The following is a 17,869-nucleotide window of genomic DNA, read 5'->3' as shown; positions in this document are numbered from 1 at the left end:
GGTCGCGACGCGGCCACGCGGGACCGATGACCATGGAGATCGAACGCATCCAGCTGGAGACGCACGGCGACCGCCGGGGCATGCTCGTGGCGCTGGAACCGAAGCTCAACGTGCCGTTCGACATCCGGCGCGTCTATTACATTTTCGCCACGCGCGAGGGCGTGCGCCGTGGCCAGCATGCGCATCGCCGGCTGACGCAGATGGCCGTGGCGGTGCGCGGCTCGGTCACCGTGATGCTCGACGACGGCACCGGTGCCGTGGAAACGCGCCTGAGCGATCCGTCGCAGGGTCTCCTGATCGGCCGCATGGTCTGGCGCGAGCTGTACGACTTCAGCGACGACTGCGTGCTGATGGTGCTCGCCGACCAACCGTACGATCCGGGCGACTACATCGCCGAGTACGACCAGTTCCTGCGCGAGTCGCAGATCGCCGCCTATCCCGAGACCGTGGTGGCATGGCCGGGACGCTGACCGACGAGGTGCCGTTCCTCGACCTGCGCGAGGTGAACGCACGCCACGCCGACGCGCTCAAGGCCGCGGCGGCCCGCGTCATCGATTCGGGCTGGTACGTGCTGGGCAGGGAGCTGGAGGCCTTCGAAGGCGAATTCGCCGCATGGTGCGGCACGCGGCATGCACTGGGCGTGGGCAACGGTCTCGACGCGCTCACGCTGATCCTGCGGGCGTACCGCGATCTCGGCGAGCTTTCGCCCGGCGACGAGGTGATCGTGCCGGCGAATACCTTCATCGCCAGCTTCCTCGCCGTCGACGAGGCGGGCCTGCGCGCGGTGCCGGTCGAGCCCGACGAGGCCACGTTCAACCTCGATCCCGCGCGCGTGGAGGCGGCCGTCGGTCCGCGCACGCGCGCCATCCTCGCCGTGCACCTGTACGGACAGCTCGCCGACATGGCCGCGCTCGGCGTCATCGCGAAGCGGTACGGCCTGTTGCTGATCGAGGATGCCGCGCAGGCCCATGGCGCGACGCGCGGTGGCGTGCGCGCGGGCGCGTTCGGCGACGCCGCGGGCTTCAGCTTCTTTCCGTCGAAGAACCTCGGCGCGCTGGGCGACGGCGGTGCCGTCGTCACCTCCGACGAGCGGCTGGCCCGGCGCGTGGCGGCCCTGCGCAACTACGGTTCGGAGGTGAAGTACCGGCATCCGCACCGCGGCGTGAATTCGCGGCTGGACGAGATCCAGGCGGCGATGCTGCGGGTCAAGCTCGAGCACGCGGACGAGGACGTCGCGACGCGCCGCGCGGTCGCGCGCCGTTACCTCCAGGGCATCCGCCATCCCGCCATCGGCCTGCCGCACGTCGCGGCGGGCGAGGCGCATGCGTGGCACCTGTTCGTCGTGCGTTGCGCGCGGCGCGATGCCCTCCAGCGCCACCTGCGCGAGTCCGGCGTGCACACGCTGGTGCACTATCCCGTGCCCGCGCACCGCCAGGGCGCCTACGAGGGCGCATGGGACGTGGCGTTGCCGATCACCGACCGTCTCTGCGCCGAGGTGCTGAGCCTGCCGATGGGACCGACGCTGGACGCCGACGCGATCGATCGCGTCATCGACGCCTGCATGGCCTTCGAGGCCGATCCATGAATATCGCGCGCGCCGGCGCCTGGTCCGCCATCGGTACCGCGGCGCGCCTGGGCGCGGCGCTGGTGACGGTCAAGCTCGTCGCATGGCTCGCCGGGCCCGCCGGGGTCGGCCGGCTCGGCCAGTTCATGAGCCTCATGTCCGTGCTGGCGGTGTTCGCCGGCGGCGGCATCAACGCGGGCATCGTGAAATACGTGGCGGAATACCGCGACGATCCCGAGCGGTTGTCCCGCCTCCTCGCCTCGGCGCTCGGTTACGCCATCGCGGCCTCGTGCGCGATGGGCTGCGTGGCATGGCCGTTCAGCCGTCCGCTCGCGACCTGGCTGCTGGGCGACCCCGGCTACGACAGCCTGATCCGCATCCTCGCGGTGGCGCTGATCGGCATCGCGCTGGTGAACTACGTGCTGGCCGTGATCAACGGTTTCATGGACGTGCGCCGCCTGGCCTTCATCCAGGTGGCCGGATCGATCCTCAGCGTGGCGCTCGCCCTGTGCCTGGCCCATGCGTTCGGCCTGTACGGCGCGCTGCTCGCGCTCGTGCTGGGTCAGCTGTTCTGGCTGCTGGTGGGCCTGCCGGCGTGGTGGCGCAGCCCGTACTTCAGCACGCGCATGCTGCGCGTCCGCTTCGACGCGACGATGACCCGGCGCCTCGCGGCCTTCTCGATCATGTCGCTGACGTCCGCGCTGCTGCCGCCACTGGTGAACATCGCCGTGCGCGACCACCTCGCCGCGTCGCTCGGCTGGGAACAGGTGGGTTACTGGCAGGCGGTGACGCGCGTCTCCGATGCCTACCTGCTGTTCATCACCACCGCGATCAACGTCTATTACCTGCCGCGCCTCGCGGCGACGAGCGATCCGGACGCCATCGGGCAGGAGCTGCGCCAGGCGTGGCGCTGGCTGATGCCGGCCGTGGTCGCCATGGCGCTGGGCATCTACCTCGCGCGCGACGCCATCACCCGCCTGCTCTTCACCGGCGGATTCGCCGCCGCCAACGATCTCTATGCGCCGCAGCTGGCGGGCGACGTGGTCAAGATCGCGGCCTTCGTGATGTCGTACCTGATGCTCGCCAAGGCCATGACCCGGCTCTACGTCGTGTCCGAATGCGTCTTCGCGACGAGCTACCTGGCGCTGGTCTACCTGTGCAGCGCGCGCTTCGGCCTCATCGGCGCGATGTACGCGTTCGCGATCAACTACCTGGCGTACCTCGCGTTCAACTCGATCGTGGTGCGCCGTTTCCTCGGAGGGGCCGCCCGATGAACCGCCATCTGACCGACGAATCGCCGTTGGTCTCGATACTCATCCCCGCCTACAACCACGAGGACTTCGTCGAGCGGTGCCTCGACAGCGTGCTGGAGGACCCCTATCCGGCGAAGGAAATCGTGATCATCGACGACGGTTCGACCGACAAGACGGCCGAGCGGATCGCGGCGTGGATCGGGCGGCACGGGCATGAGGTGCCTTGCGAATTCGTGCAGCGCGACAACCGCGGCATCGCCACCACGCTCAACGAACTGGCGGCGCGCGCTCGCGGCGAGCTGTTGCGCATCGGCGCGAGCGACGATTATTTCCTGCCCGGCGGACTGCGCACGCTCGTTCGCTATCTTCACGAGCATCCGCGCAAGGGCGCGGTCATCGGCGATTCCATCGTGGTCGACCGCGACGGCCGGAAAATCCACGACAGCGGCATGTGCGACCTGCATCGGGCCGACAAACGCGATTACCGCAGCGACGAAGGCATCCGGCGCGCGGTGATCTCGCGTTGGGCGGTGGGCGGACCGGTCACGCTGCTTCGCCGCAGCGAGCTGGAAACCGTGGCGCGCTGGACCGAAGGCCTGCGCATCGACGACTGGGACCTCTTCCTCCGACTCGCGGCGCGCGACGCCCTGGGCTTCGTCGACGCGCGCGTCTGCGCCTATCGGCTGCACGGCCGCAACATCAGCAAGACGAAGCATCGGGCCACGCGCATCCTGCACCTGGAGGAATCGCGCGACGTGGCGATGCGGCGGCTGCCGCTGTTCGACGAACCGTCCCGCACGCTGCTCCGCGCGCAGATCCACTACATCGGTGCGAAGATCGCCTTCCTCCAGGCGCAGTACCGCCACGTGGCCGTTCGCCTGGCCTGTTACGCGACGCTGCGGCTTCGCTGGTACCTGCACCTGCCGGGGCCGCATCCGCGGGCGGAGCGCGTATGAGGGCGCCCATCGCCTTGCCGTCGACCTACGTCGCGTGGCCGATGCTGCTGTCCTGCGCCGTTACCTGGGCGACTTACGCCTTGCCGCCCGGTTACGGCGACGGCGTGGTCCTGCTCGCGCTGGCAGCCGTGGCAGTGCTGGTCGTCGACCTGGCGTCGCACGACCGGGTGCCGTCCGGTGCCGTCTTCCGCGGCCGGAGTTACGTCGGCACGCGCGAGGGCTTCGTCGGCCTCGCGTTCGGCCTGGCGGTGTTCGTCTTTTGCCTGCTCGATGTCGCGCTGTTCCCGGCCGCGCTGCTGCACGACCCAGGGTCCTACGCCACCATGACCGGCGGCCACGAACATATCCGGCGCATCGCCGACATGTGCTGGACGCTGCCGGTCATCGGCATGCTCTGCACGCGCGTGCGCGTGCTCCGCCATGCCCTGGTGATCGCCGGGCTGGTGTTCCCCGTGCTGGTGATCGACCGCAACCGGATATTCGCGTCGTTGTTCTCCATGGCGCTCGTGATGCTGCTGCGCCGGAACGAACGGCGGCCGGTGCCGTGGAAGGCCGTCCTCCTGCTGGGCGTCATCGGCTGCGGCGCGTTCGCGGTGCTGGGGATGTTGCGCTCGGGTTCCGTCGCCCAGGTGCTCTTGCCGTTCGGTCCGCTGTACAAGCAGGCCCCCGCGGGCGTGCAGTGGCTGCTGCTCTACGTCACCGCCGGGCCTTACAACTTCGCCTCGATGCTCGCCAAGGGCTACCGCGATCCAGCCGTGCTGCTCGGACAACTGCTGCCTGGCGGCGGCGTCGCGATGCCCCTGCCGCTGGATGCGTCGAACGTGAACGTGGGCACCGAGTTCCTGCCGTTCCTGCTGGCCGGAGGCCCCGTGCTCGCGATGGCCGCGTTCGGCCTGCTCTATGCGCTGATGCGCTGGAGCGTGCGCCGGCTGCACGGCGGACCTCCGTCGTTCTTCGGCCTGCTGATCTTCCTGCGCATGGCGTACGTCTGCGCGATGGCACCGTTCGCGCCGCAGGCCTTCATCTGGATGAACTTCGGGTTCATCGGCCTGTGCCTGCTCATGCAACTGGCCGCGGCGTGGCTGCCCGATCGCCGCCTGCATACCCTCCCTCCCTGACGAGTCGACGCTTCATGCAACAGAACGAGATCTACCTGATCGATATGTGGCGCATCGTGCGTCGGCGGTGGCCGTGGGCGGTCGGCGTGGCGTTGGCGACGATCGCCGCGACGTTCGCCGGGTTGCACATGGCCAGGAATCAGTGGGAAGCCATCGCCGCGATCCAGGTAGGGCAGGTGGGCACGGTGCCGCAGGGCGTCGATCCGAGGGTGGAGCCGTTCCAGCGCGTCCTGCTGCGTCTGCAGGGCAAGGCGTTCCAGGACGATGTGCTTCACGGCCTCGGCCTGGCCGACGAGAGCGACGAGGCGCGCCTGTACCGCGCGCGCACCACGCTCGACCCCGACCTCTACGCCAACGTGATCCGTGTGCACGTCCGGGGGTATTCCGCGGAGGACGCCCGCCAGCTGGCGATGGCGACGGTCGATCGCCTCGTGGCCTTGCACGCCGCCATGAGCCGGGCGCAACTCGAGGCCACGCGAAAGCGCTCCGCCGACATCGACCGGACGATCGCCGCGGCCGAGCAGGAGCGTGACCGGCTCACTCGCGACGTGGCCACCGCCCCGCACGGCGACGCGATGCTCGCGAGCCTGGCGCTGGCCAATGCCGATGCCGGCCTGCGCACGATGAAGCAGATCCGCGCCGACCTCGACGCACGGATGCTGCCGTCCGCCACGTTCCCCACGTCCATGCCCTGGCCGGTCACCGTGTCGCCGGGTCCCGTCGCGCCGGCAAAGGTACCGCTGATGGCCATCGGCGTGCTGGCCGGGCTGTTCCTCGGCGTGGTCGCTGCGACGGCGGTGGACGCCCTGTCGCGTTCAACCAAACGCGAGCGGGCGGGCACTTACGGTGCAGAAGCCCGGCGCGGCGGAGAACGATATGAACCTGCGGCAACCCATGGCGGCGTCGACGCCGCTTGAGGAACGGCTGGCCCAGACCCAGCAAGCCTTCGACAGCGTGGCCGCCGATTACGACGGCCCGCGCGGCAACAACGAACTGATCCAGCGCATGCGCGACACCCTGTGGAACACGGTGCGCGACAAGATGCCGTCGGGTTCGCGCCTGATCGACCTGGGTTGCGGCACCGGCATCGACGCGATCGAGTTCGCCCGCAGCCGTTTCCACGTGACCGCCACCGACTGGTCGCCGCGCATGATCGAGCGTACGCGCGCCCGCGCCGAAGAAGCCGGCGTGGCGTCGCGCGTCGACGCCCGCCACCTCGGCGTGCAGGAGCTGGACCGGCTCGAAGGCGAGTTCGATGGCGCCTACTCCAACTTCGGTCCACTCAACTGCGCACCGGACCTGCGCGCCACGGCGGCCGAATGCGCACGCCTCATCCGCCCTGGCGGCACGCTGGTGTTCTCCGTGATCGGGCGCGTCTGCCCTTGGGAGATGGCCCATTACTCGCTGCGCGGCCGCTTCCGCCGCGCGTGGGTCCGCGCCGCGCGCGGCGCCACGGCGGTGGGCATGAACCGCCACACGATCTGGACCTGGTATTACCTGCCGCGCGAGTTCTACGCCGCGTTCGCCGAGCACTTCGCGCTGGTGGAATACCGTGCGCTGAGCCTGTTCATGCCGCCGCCGTACATGGTGGACCGCTATCGCAAGCGTCCGTCGTGGTACGAGCGGCTGGGCCGCGTCGACGACCGTTTCGGCCACCTGCCGCTGCTTCGCGACATGGGTGACCACTTCCTGATCGTGATGCATCGGCGTTGAGCCGGGGCGCTCCATGGACGTGACCTTCCACGGTGCGGCCGTCGTGCGCGACGGCCGCGCGGTACGCGAACCGCTGCCGGTCCGCGCAGGCCGCGTCGCGGATGCGCGGGGACCGGGCGGCTTCGTCGTGTCGCTGCACGATCACCTGATCTTCCCCGGGCTGGTGAACGCCCATGAACACCTTCAGGTGAACGCCGTGCCGCCGTTGCCGGCCGACCGTACGTTCGCCAACAGCTACGACTGGATCGACGCGTTCCAGGCCCATTTCGACGATCCCGCCGTGGCCGCGGCGCTGGCCGTGTCCAAGGCGACGCGCATGCGCCATGGCGCGCTGAAGAACCTGCTGGCCGGCACCACCTTCGTGGCGCACCACGATCCGTGGCACCCCTCGCTCGACGCCGCCGATTTTCCGGTATCGCTGCTGCGCGGGCACGGCTGGGGCTATGCCTTGAACGGACCGGCATTCGGACCCGACGTGCGCGGGGGCTTTCTCGCCACGCCATCGTCGAACCCATGGATGATCCACCTGGCCGAGGGCACGGACGAGCGTGCGCGCGCCGAACTCGCGCAACTGGATGCGATGGGCTGCCTGGCGGCCAACAGCGTGCTCGTGCACGGCGTGGGCCTCGACGACGGGGGCATCGATAGGGTAATCGCGTGCGGCGCGGCCGTGGTCTGGTGTCCGGCGAGCAATCGTCGCCTGCTCGGCCGCACGCTCGATCCGCGCCGCCTGTACGCGGCCGGGCGACTCGCCCTCGGCAGCGATTCGCGGCTGTCGGGATCGCGCGACCTGCTCGACGAACTGGCCTCGGCGACCGACGAGGGATTACCGATGTCGGCCTTGCTCGACCTGGCGACGACGGCCACCGCACGCATCCTGCGCGTTGCGGGGCGGGGCCACCTCGGCGACGGTGCCGTGGCGGACATGCTGATCGTCGCCGACCACGGCGCTTCGGCTCCCGGCAGCCTCGTGGGACGGCGACGCGCGGATCTGCGCGCCGTCGTGCGCGACGGCCGCCCTTGCGTGGCCGATCCCGATTTCGCGCCCTGGTTCGAGGCCGCGGGCATCGAAACCCTCGCCGTATCGCTGGACGGCAAATCGAAACTGCTCGATCGCCGCTATGCCGACCCGGCGATGTTCGCGCTCGAGCCGGGCCTGGAGAACCTGCACTGATGCACGCCGCCACCCCTGTCCTCGATCCCGTGCCGGCCTACGCGCTCTGGGCCGCATCGTATCCCGCGCACGCGCACAACCCGCTGATGCACGCGGAGGAGCGAGCGATGCTCGCGGCCATGCCCTCGTCGTTGGAAGGCATGGCGGTGGTGGATGCCGGCTGCGGCAGCGGCCGATACCTCCGCCACGTGCTCGCGCGTGGCGCGACGTCGGCGACGGGCGTCGATCTCTCGCCGGCGATGTTGCATCGCGCGGAGGAATGGATCCGCCCCGACCAGCGCGAACGGCTCACGCTCGTGCAAGGCAGCATCACGGCGTTGCCGCTGGACGACGGGGTGGCGGACGTGACCGTCTGCGGACTGGTGGTGGGCCACGTGCCCGATCTCGACGCCGCGCTCGCCGAACTGTGTCGCGTGACGAAACCCGGCGGCGAGATCCTGTGCAGCGATTTTCATCCGGTGGGGCAGGCGCTGGGCTGGCGTCGCGACTTCCGCGCCGACGGACGCCGATACGCGGTGCGCCATACCACGCACGCCTATAGCCGGTGGCACGACGCGTGCGCACGGCTCGGCCTGGCCATGGAGGGCGTCTTCGAGCCGATGCTCGACCCGGCCGACATTCCCCCCGGTGCGCGTTTCGATCCGGTCGCCCTCGAGGTCCCCGTCGCCCTGGTCTTCCGCCTGCGGCGTTCTTTCCTTTCCCGGCATTGCGCATGAATCCCTCGCCCAACACGCTCCTGGTCAATCCCACCATCACGTCGCGCTCGAGCGCGCGCTTTCCGCTGTCGCTGCTCAACCTCGCGGCGTCGCTGGACAAGCGCGGCAGCAGCGCTATCGTCGACGGCAACATCGAACGCGACACGGTCGGCGCGACCTTGCGCCAGCTCGAGGGCGGACGGTTCCACGCCGTGGGCATCAGCGTAATGGGCGGCCCGCAGATGGCACCGTCGATCGAGGTATCGAAGGCGATCCGCGAGCGGCATCCCTCGCTGCCGATCGTCTGGGGCGGGTATTTCCCCACGCTGTACACCGACACCGCGCTCGGCGCGCCCTACGTGGATTACGCGATCCGCGGGCAGGGCGAGGACACCCTGCCGGACCTGCTCGCCGCGCTCGCACGCCCCGATCGCGACGTGTCGCGTATCGGCGGGCTGTCCTGGAAACATGCCGACGGCAGCATCGTGCACAACCCCAATCGCAAGTTCACGCACGACGACCCGGGCATCGTGTTGCCGTACGACAAGCTCGGCGAACCGCGCCGGTACCTCGCGCGTACTTTCCTGGGCCAGCGCACGGCGGCACACCAGGCCGCGATCGGTTGCCGTTTCCGCTGCACGTTCTGCGGCGTGGCGGCGATGTTCGGCGGCACCACCAAGCTGCCCGCCGTGGCCCGCCTCGAACGTGACCTCAAGTACCTCAAGTACGAATTGGGCGCGGATTCGATCCAGTACTTCGACCACAACTTCTTCGACCGCGAGGAGGAGATGATTCCGCTGCTGGAGGTGATGGCCCGCTACGAGTTGCCATGGTGGTGCTACGCGCGCTCGGACGCGCTTCTCAACATGTCGGAAAGCACCTGGAAACTGGTGCGCAAGAGCCGGCTGCGCATGGCCTACATCGGCGCCGAATCGCCCAGCGGTGCCATGCTCAAGGAAATCCGCAAGGGCACCCGGCCCGACCAGACGCTGGAGGTGGCCGAGCTGTGCCGGCGCCACGGCGTGATTCCCGAACTGTCGTTCATGGTGGCGCCGCCGGAAAATACCGTGGAGGAAACCGAGCATACGTTCGAGTTCATCCGCGAGCTGAAGAAGATCAATCCCGCGTCGGAAATCATCGTGTACATCTACACGCCGCTGCCGGAGGGCAGCAAGCACGAGAAGGATCGCGGCAAGCGCGCGTCGACACCTTTGCTCGACCTTCACGGCGAGCCGGTGGTGTTTCCCGCCACGCCCGAGGAATGGACGCAGAAGCGCTGGGTGGATTACGCCTGCCATGCCGACGCCCCATGGCTCACCGACGACCTGCGCCGGCATATCCAGGATTTCGTGACGGTGCTGCGCTGCAAGTTTCCCACCGTGCAGGACATGCGCTCGCCGCCGTGGGCCAAGCGCGGGCTGAGCGCGATGGCGTCGTGGCGCTACCGGCGCCGCCGCTACGACAAGCCGTGGGAGCTCAACCTCGCCAACCGGCTCGTTCGCCTGCGCCTGCCGCAGGTATCCGGGCTCTGAGGACATCGCCATGCGTGCCGTCCAGTTGAACCTGCATCCCGCGCCGGCGGATTGCCCGCCGGGCGACCTGTTCGAACGTTGGCCGTCGCTGGCCGACATCCCAGAGGCCGTGGCATCGGGCGGTACGCGCGTCGCCGTGGTGCAGGCGGCTGCCTGCGACGAGCGCTTCGTGCGACGCGGCGTCGATTACCGCTTTACCGACGTGCGCGGTCTCGAGTCGGTGCACGCGCGGGGACGCCACTATGCTCACCTGCTGCGTGCTCTGCGCGCCGACGTGGCGCACGTGCACAGCCTGGCCTACGGCGAAGACGTGCTGGCGATCTCGCGCCTGCTGCCGTCCCTGCCGATCGTGGTGCAGGACCATGCCGATCGCGTGCCGCGCTGGTGGCAACGCCCGGCCTGGCGCCGCCAGTATCGCGCCGTCGACGCGGTGGCCTTCACCGCGCCGGGCCTGGCCCGCCGTTTCGAGCGGGTGAAGGCGTTTCCGCCCTCGTTGCCGGTGGTGGCGGTACCCGAAAGCAGCAGCCGCTTCACGCCGGGCGACCGTACCGCGGCGCGGGCATTCACTGGCCTGGGGGGGGATCCCTGCGTGCTCTGGGTCGGTCATCTCGCGCACGGCAAGGATCCCCTGACCGTGTTGGAGGGTTTCGCGCGACTGAGCGAGCGCCTGCCCGCCGCACGCCTGTACTGCGTCTTCGGCAGCGCGCCGCTGCACGACGAGGTGACCGCGCGGATCGAGGGCGATACGCGCTTGCGTGGACGCGTGGCCCTGCTGGGCCGCGTGGAGCACGCGCAGGTGCAGGTGCTCATGCGCGCCGCCGACATCTTCGTCGCCGGCAGCCATTCGGAAAGCTGTGGTTTTGCGCTGCTGGAGGCGTTGGCGAGCGACCTCGCGCCGGTGGTGACCGATATCCCCTCGTTCCGCGAACTCACCGGCAACGGGGCCGTGGGCGAACTATGGCCGGTGGGCGATGCGGCCGCGCTGGCCGAGGCCCTGTTTCGGACCGCCATGGCGCCGCCGACGACGGGGCGCGTGCGCGCGCATTTCCAGGTGGAGCTTTCGTTCGCCGCGCTCGGTCGGCGATGGGCGTCGGTCTACGCGCGCGTGGCCGCGAAACGCAGGCATTCGGCATGAAGATCGCCATCGTCCTGCCCGGTGGCGTCGATCGCGGCGGCGAGCGCCGGGTGATTCCCGCCTTCCTCGCCCTCATCGAGCGGTTGGCTTCGCGTCACGAGGTGCACGTCTTCGTCTTCCACCAGGAACCGACGCCCGCGCGATGGACCTTGCGTGGCGCGACCGTCCACAACATCGGCGACGGCTGGACGCAGACGCGGACGATCCGCGCCATTCGCGCGGAACATCGCGTCGCACCGTTCGACGTGATCCAGGCGCTTTTCTCCGGCTCGTGCGGATGGGTCGCCGCCGTGGCCGGACTCACCCTCGGCGTGCCTTACACGGTGCACATCGCGGGCGGCGAGCTGGTCGCCCTGCACGGCATCGGTTATGGCGGGCGCCGCCGCTGGCGCAGCCGCTTACGCGAGGCCCTCGTGCTGCATGCCGCCGCGGCGGTGAGCGCGGCGAGCGCGCCCATCGTCGAGGCGCTGGCCGCGTTGGGCGTGGGCGCGCGGCGCATCCCGCTGGGAGTATGCCTGCAACGCTGGCCCGCCCGCGCGCCATGCGGACGCCGGCACGCGTCGTTGCGCCTGCTGCACGTGGCGAGCCTCAACCGGGTGAAGGACCCGCATACGCTGTTGCGCGCGCTGGCGATGCTGGTCGGTCGCGGCGTGGACGTCGAGCTGGATGTCGTCGGCGTCGATACGCTGGGTGGCGAAGCGCAGGCGTTCGCCAACGTGCTGGGCCTGGCCGATCGCGTGCGCTTCCTTGGATTCCATACCCAGGACGCGATGCGACCGCTGATGGAGGAAGCGGACCTGCTGGTGATGTCCTCATTGCACGAAGCCGGGCCGCTGGTGCTGCTCGAGGCGGCGGTGGCGGGGGTGCCATCGGTGGGCACGGCCGTGGGGCATTACGTGGAGTGGGCCCCGCGCGCGGCGCTGGCGGTGCCGGTGGGCGACGCGGGTGCGCTGGCGGAGGCCATCGAGCGGGTCGCCGGCGACGAGGCCCTTCGTTTGGAACTGGCAGGAGAGGCGCAGCGGATCGCCTTGCGCGAGAACGCGGATTACACGGCGCGAATGTTCGAAGGGATGTACGAGGCACAGGTGAAGCGGGTGGGCGTCACCGCTTCGTAGCGTTCGCCGATGCGATCGGCTCCCACCCCTTCGGTAGGCAGGGTTATCGAAACCCGCTTACCGAAGGGGTGGGAGCCGATCGCATCGGCGAATCAGGGTGCGAAAGCCTGGCTACCCTGCGCCAACGCCCCCCGAACCACATAAAGGGTATCCATCCGCGGCACCGGCCGCGTCAGCGCCGTGACCACGCGCCGCACGTGTCCCTGCCGTACCCATTCCTGGCCCTGCAACCAGGCCTGCGTGCGCAACATGTCCCCCCGTTCCTCGCGACTCTCGCGCGATGGCCTTACGCGACGCAGCAGCAAGGTCGCGAGGTCGGTCGGCGTACGTACCCACTCCACGCCGGGCAGCAGGTGCAGCCACAGGTGGGAGCATGACGTGCTGGTGAGCGTTTGCCGCGACGACGCGGCGCGCAGCAGCGGCGTGGTATCGCGCCGAAGCCGCCGGAGCACGGCGCGCGGTACGGAGCCGGGAAAGTACCGGTCGACCAGCCGCAGCGGTGGATAGGCCCACCATGGCGCTTCGTCGCCCTGCCACAGCGGTTCCCATTCCGCGCGGCGCATGCGTCGCGACAGTTGGGCCATGTCGTGCAGGTGCAGGAGGCGAAGGCTTCGGCCGCATACGCTGCCCGCCGCGTGCAGCAGCAGGTGGGTCATGAGTGCCCCCGACGAGGGGTAGGGGTTGATGCCGGGAACCGCATCCGGCGTCCACACGGTCGATGTGACGTCCACCGCGCGTATCGGCAGGCGCTCGTGGATGCGCGTGTGGAGCTCGATGTTGATCGGCGTGTCGCGATGCTCGCCGAACGCCGTCGCGGGTCGCACGCCCTCCGGCTTGAACACCACGTGCTTCCACTGGCGATACGTTTCCTCGTAGCCGAGCCCGGCCAGCACCGCTGCCGCCGTATCGGCGTGCTCGGGCCGTACGAGAAGATCGATGTCGGCCATGGGCCGTTCGCCGGCGACGTAGATGCCCAGCCCGTGCAGCGCGCTGCCCTTGAGCGCCATCATCGGCACGCCGAGATCGCCGGCTCGCGCGTCGATCCGCGTGAGCAGGTCGGCGATGCGGCGTTGGCGCACTTCGACGTGCTCGCGTTGGGAGGCGAGGAAGTCCTGCCACGCGCACGACGGCCAGACCGAACAGCCGGCGAGCAGCGGTGCCACGCCGTGGGCGACGGCCGCGGCGGCGGCGACGCGCCACGCCGTGTCGCTCCACGCGGGCACGTCGGTGCCCTGGCCAACACGCGCCAGTTCGTCGGCCAGCGTTTCGGTGGTGAGCGACAGATCGGACTTCACCTGCTCGAGCGGTGGCAGCATGGCGTCAGCTCCCGGCCGCGATGCGCACGAACGGCGTGGGACGTTCGCTGCGGTGCTCGCGTTCGCGCGAAACCAGTTCATCCCAGGCCGTGTCCAGGGCGTCACCGTCGCCGGCCAGCTGGGCGAGCACCTGGCGGTGAAGCACATCGCGCACGTCGCGGTAGAACGCGGTGTCGTAGGCACCGCGGAACATCATGTCCAGGTCGTCGCTCTCGTCCCAGTGCGTCTTGCTGCCGAGCTGCGCGCGTACCTCCTCGAAGAATTTGGTGCCGGGAAGGGGATACGACACGCTGACGCCGATGTCGTCGGGCGCGGCGTCGCGCACGAGGGCGCGCGTGGCGAGGATGTCCTCCAGTTCCTCGCCGAGGTAACCCAGCTGGATGAAGAAGCCGACGCGGATGCCCTGCGCGCCGAGCCGTCGGCGTGCCGCCACCAGGTCGGGCACCTTGGTGCCCTTGGTCATGCGGTCGAGTACGCGCTGGCTGCCGCTTTCCGCCCCGATCCACGCTTCCGCGCAACCCGCCGCCGCCAATGCCTTCGCCATGCGTTCGCTGGCGAGGTCGGCGCGGGTCTGGATCATGAAGGGCACGGAACCGTCGCTCTCGGCGAGGTGCCCGGCGAATGCCGTGACCCAGTCGATGTGGAAACCGAAGATATCGTCGGCCATCCAGATGTGGTCCGGCCGGTAGGTTCGCTTCAGGAAGGTCATCTCGGCCGCGACGTCCTTCGCGTCGCGCTGGTTGTAGTGGTTGCCCCAGATCGGTTTCGCGCACCAGTTGCAGCGGAACGGGCAACCGCGCGACGCGGCCATGTTGAGGCTGAAGTAGCCGTGGCGCTCCATCCACAGCGTGCGATAGGCCTCGATGTCGACCAGGTCCCAGGCCGGCAGGCCGCTGATGCGCGGGTCGGGCGGCACCACGCCGAGGCGGATCAACCGGGTATCGCCCTGCGCGGCGGTGGCCACGCCGGGCAGGCCTTCGGTCCATGCGGCGGCATCGATGGCGGGGTCGCGCTCCAGGCGGTCCACCAGGGCCATCAGGGCCGCGATGCCCTCGCCGGTCAGTACCGCGTGGGCGCCCGCGGCGAGAAACGCTTCGGGGTGATCCGACGCGTCGGATCCGGCGACCAGCACGCGGGCGCCACGCGCCCGCGCTTCGCCGATCATCCGGCATGCGGCCTCGCGCATGCGGCTCAGGCACATCTTGGTGAGGTAGTTGAAATTGTCTTCGTAGAAGACGACCAGTTCGGGCGAGGCGGCCGCCAGGCTCGGCGCGTAGTCTTCGACGCCTTCGGCGAGCATCGCGTCGAACAGCGACACCTCGTGGCCCATTCGCCGCAGCAGGGCGGCGATCTGGAGGGTGGCCAGCGGTGGATACGGCTTGCCCCGTTCCCATTGCTTGCGGTCGTAGCGAAGGAAGTAGGAATGGCCGACCTGGATCTTCAGCATGTGACTAACGCCTTTCGCGTCGTACGGACTTCGTGTAAGTGCCGGGGGATAGCGGGGAGGTTGCGGGCAACCTTTCCCATCCGGCGGCGCACCCACCGGGCATGACGACGATCACGGATGCCGACGCGACCGAGCCTGCCGCCGATCCCTTCGGCGAACGCGCGGCCCTTTCCCACGCCGCGCGCTGGACGATCCTGGGGGCGAGCTTCCACGTGGAGTCGGACAGCGAAGCCTTGCTCGCGTTGGCCGCGGAAGCGTACGAAGGACTGCCCGCCCACCGTTTCGCGGCGGTAGCGCCGATGTTCCATGTCGAGCTTCGCCTCGCGCCGGCGCGCGAGCGGGAGGCGGTTCCCGCGCCTCCACGCGTTCGCATGCGGGCGGGAGCGGGCCTGCTGTGCGGCGTCATGGACGAGTCCAACCATGTGGCGATCGCACCCGGGCAACGGCGCGCGCTGGTCACGGTATCGGCGGACATGCTCGCCCGCCATCCCTATCACGTGCGCTACGAACTGATCGAATTCGCGGTCTACCTGCTCGCCGCGCGGGGGCAGGATCTCGTTCCCCTGCATGGCGCGTGCTTCGGACTGCAAGGGCGGGGCGTGCTGCTGCTGGGGCCGAGCGGTACCGGCAAATCGACGCTGGCCTTGCATGCGTTGCTCGACGGTTTCGACTTCCTCGCCGAAGACGGCGTATTCGTCGAACCCAAGCAGATGCGTGCCACGGGCGTGTCCAATCACCTGCACGTGCGCGACGATTCGCTGCACTGGGCCCACGGCGAGGCGCGCCGCTGGCTCGACGAGGCGCCGGTCATCCACCGGCGCAGCGGTGTCGCCAAGCGCGAGGCCGACCTGCGCGCCGGACCCGGCCGGCTCGCCGCGCAACCGCTGGACCTCGTCGCCGTGCTGCTGTTGAGCGGACGCGTGGGGTCGGACGTTCCCTTGCGAAGGCTGGCACGCGAGGATGCGGTCGCCTGCCTCGTCGCCGACCAGCCCTACGCCGCCGGGCAACCGCATTGGCAGCGTTTTCTCGACCAGGCGCTGGCACGCGGCGTGTACCTGCTCGACCGTGGCGCGCATCCGCGCGACACCCTGCGCCTGCTCGCGTCGCTGCTGGCGGCGGATGCGGCGGTGGCCTGATGGCGGCGTTGCGCGAACTGCGCGCGCTGTGGCACGTGCTGCCACGCGGCGAGACCGGCGCGTTCGTCGCGTATGTCCTGCTGTCGGTGGGCGCGGCGCTGGCCGGCAGCCTGTCGGCGGTGCTGCTGGTACCGCTCGTGCATCCGGGAGGCGCCGTGTCGCCGGTGGAAGGCGTGCAGGCCAACGCGCTGTGGTTCGCCGTGAGCGGCATCGTCTTCGCGCTGATGCGCTGGCAGTCGTCGCGCATCGGCGCCCGCCAGGTGGGGCGATTGATCCATCACCTGCGCACGGGCGTGCATGCGCGCCTGCTCGACGCCCCCTTGCCCGAACTGGCGCACCTGCGCTCGGCGGAAATCGCCAACGTGCTTACGCACAACGGCGAATCGCTGGCGCAGGCTTTCCGCGCGATGCAGCAGATCGCGGTCACGGCGATCACGTCGCTGGCGAGCTTCGGCTTCGCGGTATGGATCTCGCCGGTGCTGATGCTCCTGGTGCCCCTCGTGCTCGTGCTGGTTCTCGCGACCTCGCGCCTTGCCGTCCGCGAGCTCTCCGCGGTGGGCAAGCGCTACGTCGCCGACTACACCAGCCTGTTCTGGCATAGCGAGGATTTTCCGCGACGCCTGCGCCACATCCACTCGTTCGGCAGGGAGGCGGCGGAGCGGGACAGCTACGGCGAGGTGTCGGCCAGCCTCGCCGATGGCTACCGTCGCCAGCTGGAACTGGTGGCATCCAGCCGCGCCTTGATCGAAGTCGCGGCCGCGGTGGGCATCCCCGCGATGTTCCTGCTGGCGCAGCGATGGCATGGCGTCAGCAGCGAATCGTTGATCGCGGTGGGGTTGCTGCTCGGCCGCCTGCTTCCCTACCTGATGTCCACCCGCGAGGCCTTCCAGCAATGGCGTGCCGCCATGCCCGCCCTGGCGCTGTGGCAGCGGTACATGGGCTTGCATGCCGGCGCGGCAAACCGCGCCGCCGCCTTCGCCTCGCCGGGCGATCTGCTCATCCGGCGCTTGCGCATCCGTCCACCCGGGGACGGCCTGCAGGTGGAGGGGATGCGCCTGGCGGCTGGCGAACTGACCCTGGTGACCGGCGATTCGGGCATCGGCAAGAGCAGTCTCGTCGACGTGCTCTCGGGCATGGTGCCCGCCGAATGCTTCGATGCGGAACACGACGGCGTGCCGATCGACGCGGCGGCCTATCGCGCGCTGATCGCCCGCGGCGCCTACGTGTGCCAGAACGTGCGGCCCTGGCAACGCACGGTGCGCGAATGCCTGGCCTGGGCCGCCCCCGAGGCCAGCGAGGCGCAGATGCGCGAGGCGCTTGCCGAGGTGGGCCTCGCGCGGCGCCTCGACGTCGGCGGCATGGACCTGGAGGCGACCTTGAACGAGGCCGACGGCAGGCTTTCGGGGGGCGAACTGCAGCGCCTGCTGGTGGCCCAGGTCATCCTTCGCCGGCCGGCCCTGGCGATCCTCGACGAGGCGACCAGCGCGCTCGACGCGGCGTCGGAGCTGGCCGTGCTGGGCGCGCTGCGGCGATGCCTGCCGCGCGGGATCCTGCTGGTCGTCTCGCACCGTCCCGCCGTTGCCGCGCTTGCCGACCAGGTGGTGCGCATCGATGCCGGCGGCGTCGCCGTGACCGGCCCCGTGGTCGCCTGAAGCGACGCCTCATGCATGCGTCCGCCGCACAGGCGTACGATGCGTGGCATCGAAGGGATGGGC

The 17,869-nt window shown here is 69.8% G+C and carries 16 protein-coding genes; 14 read left to right on the top strand and 2 right to left on the bottom strand.

Translation table 11 applies throughout. The features are described from left to right. Positions 1 to 32: 32 nt before the first annotated feature. From L2Y94_RS17885 to L2Y94_RS17830, 12 genes are read left to right on the top strand one after another with little or no spacing between them, the layout of a single operon-like run. Positions 33 to 470 (top strand): sugar 3,4-ketoisomerase, encoded by a 438-nt coding sequence (locus tag L2Y94_RS17885; RefSeq protein WP_247375312.1) that lies wholly within the window; start codon positions 33 to 35, stop codon positions 468 to 470. Next, entirely contained in the window at positions 455 to 1,585 is a 1,131-nt protein-coding gene (locus tag L2Y94_RS17880) for a DegT/DnrJ/EryC1/StrS family aminotransferase (RefSeq protein ID WP_247370471.1), read from the top strand. Before L2Y94_RS17885 ends, L2Y94_RS17880 begins: the two co-directional genes overlap by 16 nt. After that, entirely contained in the window at positions 1,582 to 2,838 is a 1,257-nt protein-coding gene (locus L2Y94_RS17875) for an O-antigen translocase (RefSeq protein ID WP_247370468.1), read from the top strand. The genes L2Y94_RS17880 and L2Y94_RS17875 overlap by 4 nt, the downstream gene beginning before the upstream one ends. Then, the gene (locus L2Y94_RS17870; protein WP_247370465.1) at positions 2,835 to 3,773 is read left to right on the top strand and encodes a glycosyltransferase; all 939 of its coding nucleotides are present in this window, start codon (positions 2,835 to 2,837) and stop codon (positions 3,771 to 3,773) included. Before L2Y94_RS17875 ends, L2Y94_RS17870 begins: the two co-directional genes overlap by 4 nt. Then, a complete protein-coding gene (locus L2Y94_RS17865; RefSeq protein ID WP_247370447.1) occupies positions 3,770 to 4,891 on the top strand; it encodes a hypothetical protein in 1,122 nt (373 codons plus the stop codon). Before L2Y94_RS17870 ends, L2Y94_RS17865 begins: the two co-directional genes overlap by 4 nt. Positions 4,892 to 4,905: 14 nt before the next feature. Continuing rightward, entirely contained in the window at positions 4,906 to 5,808 is a 903-nt protein-coding gene (locus L2Y94_RS17860) for a Wzz/FepE/Etk N-terminal domain-containing protein (protein WP_247370444.1), read from the top strand. Further along, positions 5,768 to 6,604, top strand: coding sequence for a class I SAM-dependent methyltransferase (locus tag L2Y94_RS17855; protein ID WP_247370441.1), 837 nt, complete (start codon positions 5,768 to 5,770; stop codon positions 6,602 to 6,604). The genes L2Y94_RS17860 and L2Y94_RS17855 overlap by 41 nt, the downstream gene beginning before the upstream one ends. A gap of 13 nt (positions 6,605 to 6,617) precedes the next feature. Continuing rightward, positions 6,618 to 7,778 (top strand): amidohydrolase family protein, encoded by a 1,161-nt coding sequence (locus L2Y94_RS17850; protein ID WP_247370438.1) that lies wholly within the window; start codon positions 6,618 to 6,620, stop codon positions 7,776 to 7,778. Continuing rightward, positions 7,778 to 8,494: a class I SAM-dependent methyltransferase gene (locus tag L2Y94_RS17845; RefSeq protein ID WP_247370435.1), complete on the top strand. Its 717-nt coding sequence runs from the start codon at positions 7,778 to 7,780 to the stop codon at positions 8,492 to 8,494. The genes L2Y94_RS17850 and L2Y94_RS17845 overlap by 1 nt, the downstream gene beginning before the upstream one ends. Then, positions 8,491 to 10,005, top strand: coding sequence for a B12-binding domain-containing radical SAM protein (locus L2Y94_RS17840; RefSeq protein ID WP_247370432.1), 1,515 nt, complete (start codon positions 8,491 to 8,493; stop codon positions 10,003 to 10,005). The genes L2Y94_RS17845 and L2Y94_RS17840 overlap by 4 nt, the downstream gene beginning before the upstream one ends. A 4-nt stretch (positions 10,006 to 10,009) precedes the next feature. Then, positions 10,010 to 11,140 (top strand): glycosyltransferase family 4 protein, encoded by a 1,131-nt coding sequence (locus tag L2Y94_RS17835; RefSeq protein WP_425602475.1) that lies wholly within the window; start codon positions 10,010 to 10,012, stop codon positions 11,138 to 11,140. Then, on the top strand, positions 11,137 to 12,255 hold the full coding sequence (locus tag L2Y94_RS17830; protein WP_247370428.1) for a glycosyltransferase family 4 protein: 1,119 nt from the start codon (positions 11,137 to 11,139) through the stop codon (positions 12,253 to 12,255). Before L2Y94_RS17835 ends, L2Y94_RS17830 begins: the two co-directional genes overlap by 4 nt. A gap of 92 nt (positions 12,256 to 12,347) precedes the next feature. Here L2Y94_RS17830 and L2Y94_RS17825 read toward each other — a convergent pair whose 3' ends face one another. Next, positions 12,348 to 13,571: a nucleotidyltransferase family protein gene (locus L2Y94_RS17825; RefSeq protein WP_247370426.1), complete on the bottom strand. Its 1,224-nt coding sequence runs from the start codon at positions 13,569 to 13,571 to the stop codon at positions 12,348 to 12,350. A 4-nt stretch (positions 13,572 to 13,575) separates the two neighbouring features. After that, the gene (locus tag L2Y94_RS17820; protein WP_247370424.1) at positions 13,576 to 15,018 is read right to left on the bottom strand and encodes a B12-binding domain-containing radical SAM protein; all 1,443 of its coding nucleotides are present in this window, start codon (positions 15,016 to 15,018) and stop codon (positions 13,576 to 13,578) included. 101 nt (positions 15,019 to 15,119) lie between these two features. Here L2Y94_RS17820 and L2Y94_RS17815 point away from each other — a divergent pair, with 101 nt between their 5' ends. Both L2Y94_RS17815 and L2Y94_RS17810 read left to right on the top strand, forming a co-directional pair. Then, entirely contained in the window at positions 15,120 to 16,154 is a 1,035-nt protein-coding gene (locus L2Y94_RS17815) for a serine kinase (RefSeq protein WP_247370409.1), read from the top strand. Beyond that, positions 16,154 to 17,806: an ATP-binding cassette domain-containing protein gene (locus tag L2Y94_RS17810; RefSeq protein ID WP_247370406.1), complete on the top strand. Its 1,653-nt coding sequence runs from the start codon at positions 16,154 to 16,156 to the stop codon at positions 17,804 to 17,806. Before L2Y94_RS17815 ends, L2Y94_RS17810 begins: the two co-directional genes overlap by 1 nt. The last annotated feature ends 63 nt before the right edge of the window (positions 17,807 to 17,869 follow it).

The organism is Luteibacter aegosomatis (assembly GCF_023078455.1).
Taxonomy (GTDB): Bacteria; Pseudomonadota; Gammaproteobacteria; order Xanthomonadales; family Rhodanobacteraceae; genus Luteibacter; species Luteibacter aegosomatis.
The sequence above is the reverse complement of the archived record's forward strand: the minus strand, read 5'-3'. Positions and strand labels throughout refer to the sequence as shown.